Annotated in this window: 13 protein-coding genes; 5 read left to right on the top strand and 8 right to left on the bottom strand. The window is 62.3% G+C overall.

The window, feature by feature from the left end; genetic code table 11:
• Window positions 1-175: 175 nt before the first annotated feature.
• Both VIG90_RS03800 and VIG90_RS03795 read right to left on the bottom strand, forming a co-directional pair.
• Window positions 176-1,105 carry a polysaccharide deacetylase gene (locus tag VIG90_RS03800; RefSeq protein WP_331592112.1) on the bottom strand — a complete coding sequence of 310 codons (930 nt, stop codon included), beginning with the start codon at window positions 1,103-1,105 and terminating at the stop codon, window positions 176-178.
• Window positions 1,106-1,241: 136 nt separating this feature from the next.
• Complete coding sequence (locus VIG90_RS03795; protein ID WP_331592111.1) at window positions 1,242-1,988, bottom strand: arylmalonate decarboxylase; 747 nt, start codon at window positions 1,986-1,988, stop codon at window positions 1,242-1,244.
• 179 nt (window positions 1,989-2,167) lie between these two features.
• On the opposite strand from VIG90_RS03795, the gene VIG90_RS03790 reads away from it, so the two are divergent.
• A complete protein-coding gene (locus VIG90_RS03790) occupies window positions 2,168-2,461 on the top strand; it encodes a DUF1330 domain-containing protein (RefSeq protein WP_331592110.1) in 294 nt (97 codons plus the stop codon).
• A 34-nt stretch (window positions 2,462-2,495) separates the two neighbouring features.
• Window positions 2,496-3,701 (top strand): FAD-dependent oxidoreductase, encoded by a 1,206-nt coding sequence (locus VIG90_RS03785; RefSeq protein ID WP_331592109.1) that lies wholly within the window; start codon window positions 2,496-2,498, stop codon window positions 3,699-3,701.
• Between the two features lie 144 nt (window positions 3,702-3,845).
• Here the strand turns inward: VIG90_RS03785 and VIG90_RS03780 are convergent, their stop codons facing one another.
• From VIG90_RS03780 to VIG90_RS03760, 5 genes are all read right to left on the bottom strand, one after another.
• On the bottom strand, window positions 3,846-4,652 hold the full coding sequence (locus tag VIG90_RS03780; RefSeq protein ID WP_331592108.1) for a helix-turn-helix domain-containing protein: 807 nt from the start codon (window positions 4,650-4,652) through the stop codon (window positions 3,846-3,848).
• A 61-nt stretch (window positions 4,653-4,713) separates the two neighbouring features.
• Window positions 4,714-5,631, bottom strand: a complete 918-nt coding sequence (locus VIG90_RS03775) for a polysaccharide deacetylase family protein (RefSeq protein ID WP_331592107.1) — start codon at window positions 5,629-5,631, stop codon at window positions 4,714-4,716.
• 4 nt (window positions 5,632-5,635) lie between these two features.
• Window positions 5,636-6,559 carry a polysaccharide deacetylase family protein gene (locus VIG90_RS03770; protein ID WP_331592106.1) on the bottom strand — a complete coding sequence of 308 codons (924 nt, stop codon included), beginning with the start codon at window positions 6,557-6,559 and terminating at the stop codon, window positions 5,636-5,638.
• Window positions 6,556-7,242: an isochorismatase family protein gene (locus VIG90_RS03765; protein WP_331592105.1), complete on the bottom strand. Its 687-nt coding sequence runs from the start codon at window positions 7,240-7,242 to the stop codon at window positions 6,556-6,558. The genes VIG90_RS03770 and VIG90_RS03765 overlap by 4 nt, the downstream gene beginning before the upstream one ends.
• A 15-nt stretch (window positions 7,243-7,257) precedes the next feature.
• Window positions 7,258-8,193 carry a hydroxymethylglutaryl-CoA lyase gene (locus VIG90_RS03760; protein WP_331592104.1) on the bottom strand — a complete coding sequence of 312 codons (936 nt, stop codon included), beginning with the start codon at window positions 8,191-8,193 and terminating at the stop codon, window positions 7,258-7,260.
• A gap of 82 nt (window positions 8,194-8,275) precedes the next feature.
• Here VIG90_RS03760 and VIG90_RS03755 point away from each other — a divergent pair, with 82 nt between their 5' ends.
• From VIG90_RS03755 to VIG90_RS03745, 3 genes are all read left to right on the top strand, one after another.
• Window positions 8,276-9,460: a CaiB/BaiF CoA-transferase family protein gene (locus tag VIG90_RS03755; protein ID WP_331592102.1), complete on the top strand. Its 1,185-nt coding sequence runs from the start codon at window positions 8,276-8,278 to the stop codon at window positions 9,458-9,460.
• A 492-nt stretch (window positions 9,461-9,952) separates the two neighbouring features.
• Entirely contained in the window at window positions 9,953-11,134 is a 1,182-nt protein-coding gene (locus VIG90_RS03750; RefSeq protein WP_331592101.1) for a Xaa-Pro peptidase family protein, read from the top strand.
• Between the two features lie 9 nt (window positions 11,135-11,143).
• Entirely contained in the window at window positions 11,144-12,517 is a 1,374-nt protein-coding gene (locus tag VIG90_RS03745) for an LLM class flavin-dependent oxidoreductase (protein WP_331592100.1), read from the top strand.
• 53 nt (window positions 12,518-12,570) lie between these two features.
• Here the strand turns inward: VIG90_RS03745 and VIG90_RS03740 are convergent, their stop codons facing one another.
• Complete coding sequence (locus VIG90_RS03740; RefSeq protein ID WP_331592099.1) at window positions 12,571-13,470, bottom strand: alpha/beta hydrolase; 900 nt, start codon at window positions 13,468-13,470, stop codon at window positions 12,571-12,573.
• Window positions 13,471-13,489: the final 19 nt, after the last annotated feature.

Genomic DNA, 13,489 nt, shown 5'->3' with positions numbered 1-13,489 from the left:
CCCAGCCGTGCGAACGACAGGCCACCGCCGGTGAGGAACGCCGCCTCGAATCCGGCCTGCTCGATGAGAAGCGCCGAAAGCCCGTCCCAGCACCCCGGAACGGAGAGAAGCCGCCGACGTCCCTCGACATCGGCGGCCACTCCTTGTTTCAGCTTCTCGATGTGAGAAGGTGCGCTCATCCCTGCTTGCTTTCGCCCAGCTGGCCGGGAATGTGCTTTTCGTGGTTCTGCAGATACCACTCGGCGATTTCCTCGCGCTTCGGGAACCACACGCCCGGCAGCGACTTTGCGTACTCGAGGAATTCGCGCAGCGCGCGGATGCGGTGGGCGCGGCCCGACACGTGCGGGTGCAGGCCGACGTTCATGGTGCGCATGGAGTGCTCGCCCTCTTCATAGAGAACCTCCAGCTCTTCAATCAGCGCATCGCGGAACTGGTCCGTGGTGTAGTTCTTGCGCGTGATGAACGTGAAGTCGTTGATCTCGTTCGAGTACGGCGTCGAGACGATCGGCCCGTTCGGCGTGCGCAGCAGGTACGGCTGATCGTCGTTCATGATGTCGCAATAGAACAGGCAGCCGTATTCCGCCAGAATGTCGGCGGTCTGGAGCGTGCCGCGCAGCGAGGACGACAGCCAGCCCTTCGACTTTCGGCCGGTGTACTTCTCGAAGGTGTCAAGGGTGCGCAGCACGACCTCGCGCTCCTTGGCGCGGTCATGGGCAAAGCCGGTCAGCAGCTCGCCCTGCTCCCAGTTGTGCGCAATCAGCTCCCAGCCCCGCTCCAGTACGGCGTCGCACATGTCCTTGCGACGCTCGAAGGTCACGGCGTTGGTGGTGCAGGAGGCCGGAACGCCCAGCTTGTCGAACAGGTCGATCATCCGCCAGATACCGACGCGCTGACCATATTCGCGCCAGGTAAAGTTCGGGAAATCGGCAACGTTGCCCGGCAGGGTGTCCGGCAGGATCGACGGGCCGCCCGCATAGTACGGCTTGTCGGTGTCCTTGGTCAGATCCCAGGTCTCCAGATTGAAGGTCAGAATGAGCGCAACGCGCTTGTCATTCGGCCACTTCAGCGGCAGCCGTTTCGGCAGGGGGACGAAATCGTATTCCATACTCATGCACTCCACGTTGGTGCGCCGGCCCGTTCTCAGGCCGGAAGCGCCGAACAGGATGGCCCTGCCCGACGCTCCGATCAATTACCGTTAAGGTCTCTCCGACTGCAACCGGCTTGGCGGTTGGCGGAGAAACTTAGAAGTCTGCCAGCAGACGGCCGAAGCCTTCCATCTGGTCCTTGATGCCCATGCTGCGCAGGGCGTGCCAGTAGGTGGCGGTGTTGATGGCGATCACCGGCTTTTCCAGCCAGAATTCGGCAATGCCGGCCACCTCGGCAAAGGCCAGATTCGTGCCGCATTGAACGACGGCGTCGACGCCTTCGGAAACGGCAATGGCGGTCTGCTTCAGCTTCTGTTTCGGCTCGTGACCGATCAGCATCGGCGATGGCGAGGCCAGGCCGATCAGGTGCACCACCTCATAGCCCAGGTCTTCGAAGAATTTTTTCACGTTGACGTTGCCAACGTCGGTATAGGGCGTGAAAACGCCGATCTTCTTGATGCCGCCGTAGGTCTTCAGTGCTGCGTCAACTGCCGTCGAGCCCATGACCACCGGCACGCCGCCGGTGCGCTCGACCATCTTCTTGTGCAGGCGCTCGGCACCCTCGGCGCCGTCCCAGAACGTTTCGGCGGACATACCCATGATCACGGCCCCCGGCTCCATGGTCATGGCGACGTCAACCGCATCCATAGTGTTGGAGCGGATGTTCTCGATCATTTCGAGGAAGGTCTTGTCATCGGTGACCTTCGTGTCCGGGATATGGATGCGCGAGAAATGGTTGGTCACCCCGCGCGGGCGCATATCGTCGTATTCGGGCTGGACGCTGGTGTTCGTCGACGGCGCGATCACGGCGAACTTCATACGGTAACCAAGGGTATCAACCATTTTTCTTATCCCCGAGAGTGTTCTGAATGTTCGGATGATGGCGGGCGGCAGGGCTTATGACCATCAGCAGCCATGAGTTTTATCGCATGGTGAACAAATGTGTGCATGGCAGGCGCGGCGTCCGTTCGAAGGTGACAATAATCACCATAGAAAAGTCGAACCGAAAAGGAGAGGCGGGGATGGCTGCCTACATTGTTGCCACAGTGCGCATAACCGATCCTGAGCGTTTTGCGCTCTATGCCAAGGGCATTGCGGGCCTGAGCGAGCGTTTCGGCGGCGAACCCATCGTCAAGGGCGCGGTTCAGGAAGTGCTGGAAGGCTCGGGTGAGCCCGGCGAACGTGTGGTCGTCAGCCGCTACCCGGATGCCGAGTCTGCGCGCGCCTACATCGCCTCTGCTGAGTACCAGGCTGCTGCCGCGCACCGCGTTGGCGCGGCGGAAGTCACCATGCGCCTCCTTGTCGATCCGGCCTGAACCCGCATCAAAACCATAAAAACTAGGCTTTCCAATGACTGTTGTTCGTACACGAGTGCTTATCGCCGGCGCCGGTCCCGTGGGTGCAGTGGCGGCCTATCGCCTTGCACAAATGGGCATCGACTGCATGGTGGTCGAACCCAACGGTTCCTGCCCGGAAGACATGCGGGCTTCGACCTTCCACGCCCCCACGCTGGAAATGATGGATGACCTGGGCATTATCGACGAACTTCTGGCCGATGGCCTCAAGGCTCCTGTCTATCAGTACCGCAATCGCCGCTCGGGCAACGTCATCTCCATCGACCTGACGGACATCTCGGACGTTACCAAGCATCCATACCGTCTGCAATGCGAGCAGTACAAGCTCGCCCGCATGCTGACAAACAAGCTGGAAAACCACGACCACGGCAAAGCGCTGTTCCGCCACCGCCTGCTCAGCTTCGAGCAGGATGCCGAGGGCGTGACTGCCTATGTCGAGACCCCGTTCGAGATCATGACCGTCCGCTGCGATTACCTGATCGCGGCCGATGGCGCCTCCTCTACTGTGCGCAAGTGGACCGGCATCGAGTTTGAGGGCTTCACCTATCCGGAGCGTTTCCTCACCCTCTCGACTGCATACCCGGTGCATGAGCACTACGAAGGCCTGGCCCCGGTCTCCTACATGTCCGACGCCGAGGAATGGTGCGTGCTCCTGCGCGTGCCGACCCTGTGGCGCGTGCTTGTCCCGTCGCGCGAGTCTGACTCCGACGAAGCGCTTCTGTCGGATGCGAAAAAGACCGCCGTGTTCAACGGCCTGGTGCCGGATGGTGAGGCAATCACCACCTACCACCGCACGCTGTACCGCGTGCACCAGCGCGTGGCAAAGTCGTTCCGTCACGGTCGCGTCCTGCTGGTGGGCGACGCCGCGCATCTCAACAATCCGCTGGGCGGCTTCGGCATGAACTCTGGCATCCACGATGCCTGGAACCTGACGACCAAGCTGCGCGACATTCTGCTGGACGGCGCCTCTGCGGATCCGCTGCTGGACCTGTACGATCGCCAGCGCCGCACCGTGGCGATGGAGTTCGTCCAGACCCAGACCATCAAGAACAAGCAGGCGATGGAGGCCCCCAAGGGAGCCGAGAAGAGCCCGCAGGAAGTCGAACTGGAACGCATTGCAGCAGACCCCGAGCTGCGTCGCGACTACATGCTCAAGCAGGCGATGTTCCAGAGCCTGAAGCGCGAACAGGAAATTCAGTAAGTTTACCAGGGCGCAAGGGCACCTTCCCTTGCGCCCCTATCGTTTGGATGCTCGCACATGGTCGGCCCGTGCCCCCGGCGTCATCCATAAAAAAAGCGCCGCGGAAGATGCTTCCACGGCGCTTTTTTTCTTGCTTCTGAAAAATCAGATTACGATAGCGGCCCTGTCGAAGCTGGCGGAGCTGAGATCAGCGGCAATGGCCCGTGCCGCGTCTTTCAGCGGCTGTGCGAACTGCTCCACCGCATCAGACATCTTCACCGAAGAGGCGAAGAATGCGAGCGTCAGCGCACCGACAGGACGATCGCCAACCAGAATTGGCACGGCGATGGACGAGGTCTTGCCTGGGTTGCTGGTGAACACGTTATAGGCGCGCGTCACGTATCCCTGCGCTCTGATCTTGTCCGAGAGGTTGCTGTTCTCGAACAGGTCGATCATGTGGGTCGTCACCTTGCTCGGCAACAGCTTGAGCGTCGAGAGCAGCTGGCTGCGTTCCTCCTCCGGCAAATAGCCGATGTAGGCAATGCCTGCGGCCGACTCCAGGATCGGCAGGGTGAACCCAGGAAAATAGCTATTGAAGGTCAGTGCGGTCAGTGCGTGCGTGGAGTCGCGGATGACCATCGAGTGTCCAACGTGCGTGACCAGAGAAATCGGCCAGACCAGCTTGCGGGTCAGCTCCACGATATGCGGACGTGCCACTTGCACGAGCAGACCATGGCCCTGAAATCCATGGGACAACGTCTGGACCATCGCGGTCGGCCGGTATCGCTTGCGAGACGGCTCGCGCTCGATCAGCCCCTCGTGCATCAGGGTCTGCACGATACGGCACGCCGTGGGATAAGGGACACCAGAGGTACGGGCGATTTCCATCATGGAAATCGCACCGCCCCTGTTAATTGCCTGAAGGATGGCAATACCCCGGCTGAGAGAACGGATCGGAACGCCTTTTTCCATACCGGGATATTGTCACCTTCACTGCTGCTTGCAATCGTTTTTTATCCGACTGCCGGCTAAATTACGCCTCGATAACGGCTGCCAGTTCATCGCCCCGGGCAAACCAGTGGTCAGGCTGCTCTGAAAGCCAGCGCAGCAGCCCCTCGAACGCATTGATCCGATACGGCAGGCCCATGATGTACGGCGTGATGTGCAAGGGCAGCATGCGCCCACCGTACTTCTGGCTCTCCTGGCGCAGCCATTCGTAGGCATCCATCATCTGGAGGACATAGCTGTCCACCGAGTTCTGCTGGACGTTGATGATCTGGCGGTCGGACAGTTCGTGGTTCAGCGGCACGTTGACGAGATCACCCGCCTCCGTCGTGAAACGGTACGGCAGTTCGTCGTTCACCCAGTCGCACATGTAGGAGACGCCTGCCTCCCTCAGCAGGCGCGGCGTATTGAACGACTGCGAGCGCGCGATCGACAGCCAGCCATTCGGGCGCGTGCCGGAGACCTGCTCGAGCGTGTCGAGCGAACGGGCAATCAGGTCGCGCTCGTAGGCCTCCTCGACACCGCTGGCGATGGTGCCGTTCATGTCCGTCGAGTGAGCGATGATTTCATGGCCTGCCGACACGATGTCCTTGATGAGGACCGGATAGCGCTCGGCGATGGCGGCATTGGTGGCAAAGGACGCCTTGGCGCCGACCTTCGCGAACGCGTCGAGCAGGCGATAGACGCCGACGCGGCTGCCGTAATCACGTGCCGTGTAGTGGCGGTAATCCGGATAGGCCGTCTGCATGTGGCCCGGAGCGCGGAACGGCTTGTCTTCGGGAAGGATCGGAAACCATTCCAGCGACACGACGAACCACGAGGCGATCGCCTTGCCCGAGGGCCACTCGATGGGCTTGCGTTCGAAAATATTCGACCACGGGTAATAGTCGTGATCCATGCCCTTGCGGCGCATCGGATATTCGAAATAGGTGGGATCAAGCGCCATGTTCTCAGCCCTCCACCTTGTACTGTTCAGCGTCCCGAGCCACCGCGTCGTAGTGGTTCTGGATGAAGAAGTCGGCAATGTCGCCGCTGCGGGTGATCCACGCACGGCCATCCTCGGCGATGTGGCGCAGCACTTCCTCGAACGCGCCGATGCGGTGCGGTTGGCCGATCAGATAGGCATGCAGCGGAATGCACATCACGGTGCCGGACTGCTCGCCCTCCTCTGCCAGCCGGTCGAACTGGCGGATGAGCGTCTCGGCGTATTCTCTTGGGCTCATATTGTAGACGAAGAAGCCGTAGTGGTCGTTGACCTCCAGGCTGTACGGCATGGAAATGAGCTTGCCCGACTTCACATGCACCGGACCAGGCTGATCATCGTGGTACAGGTCGCAGGTGTAGGTCATGCCATATTCGGCCAACAGATCGAGCGTGCGCGGCGTATGGGTCAGTGCCGGGGCCAGCCAACCCTTGATGGTCTGGCCGGTGGCGGCGCGCACCGTGTTGATGGAGTCCTCGATGATGAGGCGCTCCTGCGCTTCGTCCATGCCATAGGAATAGCGGGTGTTGTAGATGCCGTGGCTGAAGAATTCCCAGCCCAGGGCATTGACCTGCTCAATGATCTCCGGACAGTGCTGGCACATCGCGACCGACAGCGACACCGAGCCCTTGAAACCATGCTTCTCCATGATCTCGGCAAGGCGATAGTGGCCGACGCGGTTGCCGAAATCCCGGTGGCCATAGCCGACCACGTCCGGGTGCGGCTTGGCCCAGGATTTACGATGCGGGTTCGCCGGCGGATCGAGCTCGTAATACTCGATGTTCGGGCTCACCCATACGGCGACCTTCTTGTCGCCCGGCCAGACGATCTTGTGGCGGTTGCGATAGGGCCGGTACTCATACAGGCCCGGGTCCTTCTGGCCTTCCCTCATTTCTGGCGCGCCTCCAGCCAGTCGATGACGGTCTGAACCGGCTCGACATCGGCGTACTTGATGAGCAGGTCGGTCAGGTTGGCAAAGTGATAGCTCTCGTGCTTGTCGGCGGTGGTCTCCACCGGCACGATGGTACGGAAGCCATAGCTCAGCGAGTCAACGGCGGTCGCCCGCACGCAGCCCGAGGTGCTGCCGCCGGTTACCACCACCGTGTCCACCTTGTGCCAGCGCAGGTAGCTGTTCAGCGGCGTCTCGAAGAAGGCCGAGGGCATGCGCTTGGTGTAGTGGTAGTCGTTCTCGCCGAACTCGCAGCGCGGGTCGTAGGCATGACGCTCGCTGTCGTACTTGATGTTCTGGAGGCTGTCCGGCGTGTTGGTGCGGGTGCCCCAGACGCCGCAGTCCGAGCCGTCCTCCGCATAGGCCACGCGCGACCAGATGACCGGCATGCCGGCACCCCGAGCCAGACGCGAAATCGTGTTGATGTATTCGATCTGGCGCGGATCCGTCTCGTAGGCGGTCTTGAATTTGTCCAGGCAGGTATAGGCCTGCTGCACGTCCACGTTCACAATCGCCAGCTTTTCGCCGAAGCCGAACTTCGCGCGTTCGGGTTTGGCCTGAATTTCTTCGAAGATTTCCCGGGCCGTGCGGCCGTCCGAAACCATCTTGGTCCCCAGCAACGTCATGACACCCACTCCCACTTATGCGCTTGCCGGCTTGAAGCCGAGAGGCACGCCAGCATCGGGGATAAAGCCATAGAGTTCCTCCCCCGGCAGGGCCTCCTTCAGGATTGTCCGACAGGCGACTAATTTCTCAATATCGATGCCGGTCTTCAGGCCCATGGCCTCCAGCATGAACACCAGATCTTCCGTCACGATGTTGCCCGATGCCCCCGGCGCGAACGGGCAGCCGCCCAGGCCGCCCAGCGACGAGTCAACGGTGGTCAGTCCCACATCCAGTGCGGCCAGCACGTTGGCAAGGCCGACGCCGCGGGTGTTGTGCAGATGGATGCCGGTCAGTTTGTCGTCGCCAACGACGCCGCGCACCAGCCGGGTCAGGTGCTTGACCGCCCGCGGGTCGGCATAGCCGGTGGTGTCGGACAGACCCACCTCGTCACAGCCCGCCTCTATCAACCGTCCGGCAAGGCGCGCGATCTGCGCGTCAGGGATAGGGCCCTCCAGCGTGCAACCGAACGCGGTCGAGAGGCTGCCCTCGAAATGCGGGCGCTGGTCTTCAGGCAGCTCCCGGATCATCGCGACGATGGCCTTGGCCTCCTCGATCACTTGATCATGGGTGCGGCGCAGGTTTTTCAGGGAGTGCGTTTCCGATACCGACAGCGGCAGGGTCAGCTTGTGCGCGCCGGACTTCAGCGCGGCTTCCGCCCCCTTGGCGTTCGGCACCAGCACGGCAACTTGAAGCCCCGGGATGGTGCGGGCAAAGGCCACAACTTCGGCGGTGTCGGCCAGCTGGGGCAGGATCTTGGCGGGCACGAAGCTGCCGACCTCGATTTCCCGCACGCCTGCGGCGGCCTCTGCCGCGATCCACGCCTTCTTGGCTTCCAGCGGCATGATGGACTTGATGCTCTGCAGGCCGTCACGCGGACCAACTTCGCTGACGAGAATATCGATATTCGACATGCGACACCCATTGCTTGTTTTGTTATACTCTTATATCAAATAAGCCGAACCTGTCGAGTGCGATGAGTTAGGAATGCGAGAGATGAACAGGGATGATCTGCCGCTCGCCGGCATCAAGGTGATTGAGTTCACCCACATGGTGATGGGCCCCGCCGTGGGCGTCATTCTGGCCGACATGGGCGCAACCGTCGTCAAGGTCGAGCCGATCGGCGGCGATCAGACCCGCCACCTGCGCGGCTCGGGCGCGGGCTACTATCCCATGTTCAACCGCAACAAGAACAGCATCTGCCTCGATCTGAAGAGCGCGGAAGGGCTGGAGGTCGCCAAGAAGCTGGTCGACTCGGCCGACGTGGTGATCGAGAACTTCCGCCCGGGCACGCTGGCCAAGCTCGGCCTCGGCTACGAAGCGCTGTCCGCCTCCAACCCGGGCCTCATCTACTGCTCGGCCAAGGGCTTCCTCTCGGGCCCCTACGAGAAGCGCACCGCGCTTGACGAAGTGACCCAGATGATGGGCGGCCTGGCCTACATGACCGGCCCTCCGGGCCGTCCGCTGCGCGCGGGCGCATCCGTCGTCGACATCACCGGCGGCATGTTCGGCGCCATCGGCGTGCTCGGCGCGCTCCAGCAGCGCCACCGCACCGGCAAGGGCGCGCAGATCACCTGCTCGCTATACGAGACCACCGCGTTCCTCGTTGGCCAGCACATGGCCCAGCAGGCCGTCACGGGTCAGGAAGCCAAGCCGATGCCGGTGCGCCTTGCCGCCTGGGCGGTCTATGACGTGTTCGAGACCGCCAACGAAGGCGAGCAGCTGTTCGTCGGCGTTGTCTCGGACTCGCAGTGGAAGACCTTCTGCCAGGCGTTCGGGCTGGACGAGCTGCTGAACAATCCGGAGCTGGAGACCAACAACCAGCGCACCGGCAAGCGCGACGTCATCATCCCGGTGGTGCGCGAGATGTTCCAGACGAAAACCCGCGCAGAGCTGGTGGAGAAGCTGGAGACCATCGGCCTGCCGTTCGCGCCGATCGCCAAGCCTGCCGAGCTGTTCGACGATCCGCACCTGAACGCGGGCGGCCTGCTGCCGATCACCATGCCGAACAACGGCGAGAAGACGAAGCTGCCCGCCCTTCCGATCGAATATGAGGGCGAGCGCTTCGGCGTGTTCCACGATGTCCCGACCGTGGGCGAGGACACCGACCAGATTCTGGCAGACATCGGCTTTGATGCCGCAAGCATCGCAAGGCTGAAGGACGCCAAGGCCGTCGGCTAAAAATCCTGCAGGTACACCGCGCAAGCGGTGCCGGGCGCCGGTCCTCTTCCTCCCCTCAGGACCGGCGCCCTATTTTTTCTAGCCGCAGCCCCTGCCCTGCCGCTGCGCCACGCCTGCCCGAGCGAACAGTACCCCAAGGCTCGCCGTCGGTGGTGCCGAGCAACTAGGACGGCGCCAAGCACTACAATCAGCTCATGCTTGAGCACCAGATTGGGATAACGTGTGTTCTTGGATATCGAGCAGCTGTCCGATACGCCAAGATCGCTTCAGGTGGACCTTGAGCGGGCTAGGCGCATGCCGCATCCATCGCAGGCCAAACAGCTCGAACAGTGCGCAGGTTAACGGCGTTATGGAGCCGATGCCGACCACTCCGTAAATAAGAACTACGGATTAGTTGCAGAATAATCGACTAGCGATCACCGCACGCAAAGTTTTTAGCCCGGCTGATATATTTTCCCTCAAGATACTCCCGGAGTTTCGAAGAGGGGGGCTATGTTACTCAATCGTGACCGCGCCGATGCGCTCATGGATCGGCATGGACTGGAGGCGATTGTGGCCTCCCAGACCATCAACGTCTTTTACCTCAGCAACTGGGCAACGGATGCATCCTGGGGCTTCGGCGATCTTGCCCTAGTCGTCCTTCCCCGCGATCGCCGGCTCGAGCCTGCCGTCATTACCGTCGAGACCGACAGCGCCCAACCGCAGCAGCGCGACGGCACCTGGATGAAAGTGATCCGCCCGTATCGGCGCAAGCCCGGAATCGGCCCTGGCGCCCGCCCGGTCGATCCAGATGATGAAAAGAACCCTATTCCCGCAGACCATGCCGAGGCTGTCGCTGATTATCTGGAAGAGCTCGGCTTGTCTGGGGCCACCATCGGCTTTGACGATCGCGGTCTTGGCATGGACGTGAAGGCATTGGCTGCACCCAGCTTCCAGTTCCGCGACGCGCGCGATCTTCTGCGCGATATTCGCATGGTTAAGACCCCGGAGGAGCTGCGCCTCATGCGTGCGGCCACCCGCAAGACGGAAATCGGACTGTTGAATGCCGCCGAGGCCATTGCAGGCGGCGCCACATGCGCCGAGGCAGAACGGGCGTTCTGGTCCACCGTCCCCCTTCTCGGAGGCCGGCCGGTCTTCCTGCTCATCACGCCCTATCGCCCCGGCGTCGGCCGAATGCCCAAGGCAACACCGCTGCAACCCGGAGACAATGTCACGTTCGACGCAACGGCCGAGTTTGATCATTACACCAGCGATATCGGCCGGACTGCCGTCATTGGCGAACCCACGGCGGAACAGCTGCGCCGCTACAACGCCATGCGCCGGGGCTGGCATGCCGCCTTGCAGGAATTCCGACCGGGACGAATGTCGAGCGACATCGAGCGCGCTGTCGTCGGCCATATCCAGGCGGCAGGTAACGACAGTTTCAGCGGCTGCTCCATTCACTCAGTAGGGCTGGAGCATACTGATCACCCGCATCCCGGCAATTCCCTGTCACCGTTCGAGCTGGTCGATGGCAGCGTGCTGAGCTGCGACATGACCTGGATGAATGTCGGAGTGGGACGCTTTCATCTGGAGGACCTCATCCATGTGGGCAGTGGCGAGGTCGTAACGCTGAATGACAATGACAGCCGCATGTTCATGTGCATCGACGGCCGGTCTGAACGGGTTGAGTAGGAGGAACTCATGAAGAATAAAAAAATGAAGCTGGCTGTATTCATTCACAACAGCGGCGCCCATCCCGGCGGCTGGCGCTATGCTGCCGACGGCCCGGCAGACCTCCATGACGTTAAGTTTTATGCGCGCATCGCCCAGACGGCCGAGCGCGGGAAATTCCATGTCTTCTTTGCGGGCGACGCCCAGGGCTACCATCATATTCCCGGCCGCGACGCCTTTGCCGCCACCGACAACAGCGGCAAACTGGAGCCGACCACCTTGCTCGGCGCGCTTGCCATGGTGACCGAGCACATCGGCCTCATCGCAACCGCATCCACTACCTACAACGAGCCCTATGCACTCGCCCGCCGCTTCGCCTCGCTCGACCACATCACCGGCGGCCGGGCGGGCTGGAACGTCGTCACCTCCACGACCGACAGCGAAGCGCGGAATTTCGGGCGTCAATCCAATGTGGCGCACGACGACCGCTACGCACGCGCTGAAGAATTCGTCGACGTGGTCAAGGGACTGTGGGACAGCTGGGAGGACGATGCCCTGCTGAAGGATGTGGCCGCCGGGCGCTATTTCAATCCGGACAAGGTGCATGCCCTGGCGCACCAGGGGCGGTTCTTCAGCGTCGAGGGTCCGCTCAACGTCTGCCGTCCGCCACAGGGACATCCGGTCATTGTGCAGGCCGGCGGGTCCGAGCCGGGCATGCAACTCTCCGCCCGCACGGCGGACATGGTCTTCACGGCCCAGTCCTCCAAGGCCCGAGCCCAGGCGTTCTATGCCGACATGAAGCAGCGCATCGCAGCCTTCGGGCGAGACGCATCATCGGTCGCCATCCTGCCGTCCTGCCAACTCATGGTGCGCTCGACGGAAGCAGAAGCCCGCAGGGCTGAACGCGATCTTCTCGAGCGTATTCCACTCGAGCTGGCCGTTGCACGCCTCGAGATGCTGCTGGGCGGGATCGACCTGTCATCCTACCCGCTCAATGGGCCTCTGCCGGATAGCATTGCCCTGACCAACGGTGGCCAGTCCGTCCAGAGGCAGATCCTCGCCATGGCAAGCGAGGAAAATCTCTCGATCGAGCAGTTGGCCCGGCGTGTCAGCATTTCACGTGCCAGCTGGAGTCTCGCCGGCTCGCCCGAGCAGATCGCTGACATGTGCGAGGACTGGTTCCGGGACGGGGCGTGCGACGGCTTTGCCCTGGCGCCCAACACCCTCCCCGACTGCCTCGACAATTTCGTCGAGCATGTTGTGCCGATCTTGCAGAAGCGTGGCTTGTTCCGCACAGAATATGAAGGCGCCACACTGCGGGAGAATCTTGGCCTGCCCCGGCCGGCGAACATCTTCGTCCGTCATCCGGAGCGGCACCGGGAGCCGAGCATCTGGGCCCGGTAAAAGCCCGAACGCTTCAAGAAGGCGGCCCCGGACAGCCCCGGGCCGCCTTCCTTTCAGGCTTCTGCGAGAAAATCCAGCAGCACCCTGGCCGTCTCCTCAGGCAGTTCCTGGTGCACAAACGAGCCCTTGGCCGCCAGCGTGACGATGCGAGGGTTCTGCATCCGCTCGCGAGCCACCTGCTGGTATTTCAGGTAGGAGCCGCTCGAGCCGTAGACCAGCAGCGTCGGCGCCTTGATCCGCGGCAGAGCCGCCGCGACGCCGCCCATCATCACGCCGCGCTCGGAGGCCCGCACCCATTTGCCCGCAACCGCCCGACTCTGGTTGAGCTCTTCATTGATCTGCGGCGTCATGCCGAAGGTCTTGGCGGTGCGGTCGAGCGTGCGGGGCAACGGGTTCCAGTCGGCATCATAATTGCCGGGGCGCGGCGACTGGTCGGCTATCCTGATATCCGCCAGAGACTGCTTTCCGTAAAGAGCAGTGCTCACCAGCCCCAGCTTCGCAACCGCCTCCGGCCAGGAGGCCGCAAGCATGACCCCGATGCATCCGCCCAACGAGTTTCCGACAACGAAAAACCGCTGGATGCCCAGCGATGTCAGCGTCGCCAATACGGCGGAGGCTGATTCGGCCAGTGTCTGCACATAGGGTGCATGCCCGAGGAACCGGGACCCGCCGTGGCCCGGAGGGTCGATGGCGATCACGTAATATTGCTCGGCCAGGCGCGGAGCCACGTGCCGCCAGTCCGCGATCCAGCCGCCGAGCTTGGGCAGCAGCACCACGGCGGGATTGGCAGGGTCTCCCAACGTTGCATAGTGCATCTGCCCGCCGCTGCGGGCGATGGCGCCATGGCGCGCCCAGACGTCCGGCAAGCCGCCGCTCCAGGCCAGCGCCGGCGCCGCGGCGGTGGCCCCCATGGCGACGGCACCTCCCAGAAAGATACGACGGTCTATTGTCATGCTATCACCTGCTCGCAAA

Origin of the sequence: Pedomonas sp. (assembly GCF_036515995.1) — a bacterium.
GTDB lineage: Bacteria > Pseudomonadota > Alphaproteobacteria > Sphingomonadales > Sphingomonadaceae > Pedomonas.
Note: the sequence above shows the minus strand (reverse complement) of the source record. Positions and strands in the feature narration are given on the sequence as shown.

Bases quoted from the DNA above. Each gene is read 5' to 3' on its own strand.
- VIG90_RS03760 (WP_331592104.1), bottom strand. From the start codon at position 8,193: ATGTCGAATATCGATATTCTCGTCAGCGAAGTTGGTCCGCGTGACGGC.
- VIG90_RS03795 (WP_331592111.1), bottom strand. From the start codon at position 1,988: ATGGTTGATACCCTTGGTTACCGTATGAAGTTCGCCGTGATCGCGCCG.
- VIG90_RS03780 (WP_331592108.1), bottom strand. From the start codon at position 4,652: ATGGAAAAAGGCGTTCCGATCCGTTCTCTCAGCCGGGGTATTGCCATC.
- VIG90_RS03800 (WP_331592112.1), bottom strand. From the start codon at position 1,105: ATGGAATACGATTTCGTCCCCCTGCCGAAACGGCTGCCGCTGAAGTGG.
- VIG90_RS03790 (WP_331592110.1), top strand. From the start codon at position 2,168: ATGGCTGCCTACATTGTTGCCACAGTGCGCATAACCGATCCTGAGCGT.
- VIG90_RS03755 (WP_331592102.1), top strand. From the start codon at position 8,276: ATGAACAGGGATGATCTGCCGCTCGCCGGCATCAAGGTGATTGAGTTC.
- VIG90_RS03775 (WP_331592107.1), bottom strand. From the start codon at position 5,631: ATGGCGCTTGATCCCACCTATTTCGAATATCCGATGCGCCGCAAGGGC.
- VIG90_RS03745 (WP_331592100.1), top strand. From the start codon at position 11,144: ATGAAGAATAAAAAAATGAAGCTGGCTGTATTCATTCACAACAGCGGC.
- VIG90_RS03785 (WP_331592109.1), top strand. From the start codon at position 2,496: ATGACTGTTGTTCGTACACGAGTGCTTATCGCCGGCGCCGGTCCCGTG.
- VIG90_RS03770 (WP_331592106.1), bottom strand. From the start codon at position 6,559: ATGAGGGAAGGCCAGAAGGACCCGGGCCTGTATGAGTACCGGCCCTAT.
- VIG90_RS03740 (WP_331592099.1), bottom strand. From the start codon at position 13,470: ATGACAATAGACCGTCGTATCTTTCTGGGAGGTGCCGTCGCCATGGGG.
- VIG90_RS03765 (WP_331592105.1), bottom strand. From the start codon at position 7,242: ATGACGTTGCTGGGGACCAAGATGGTTTCGGACGGCCGCACGGCCCGG.
- VIG90_RS03750 (WP_331592101.1), top strand. From the start codon at position 9,953: ATGTTACTCAATCGTGACCGCGCCGATGCGCTCATGGATCGGCATGGA.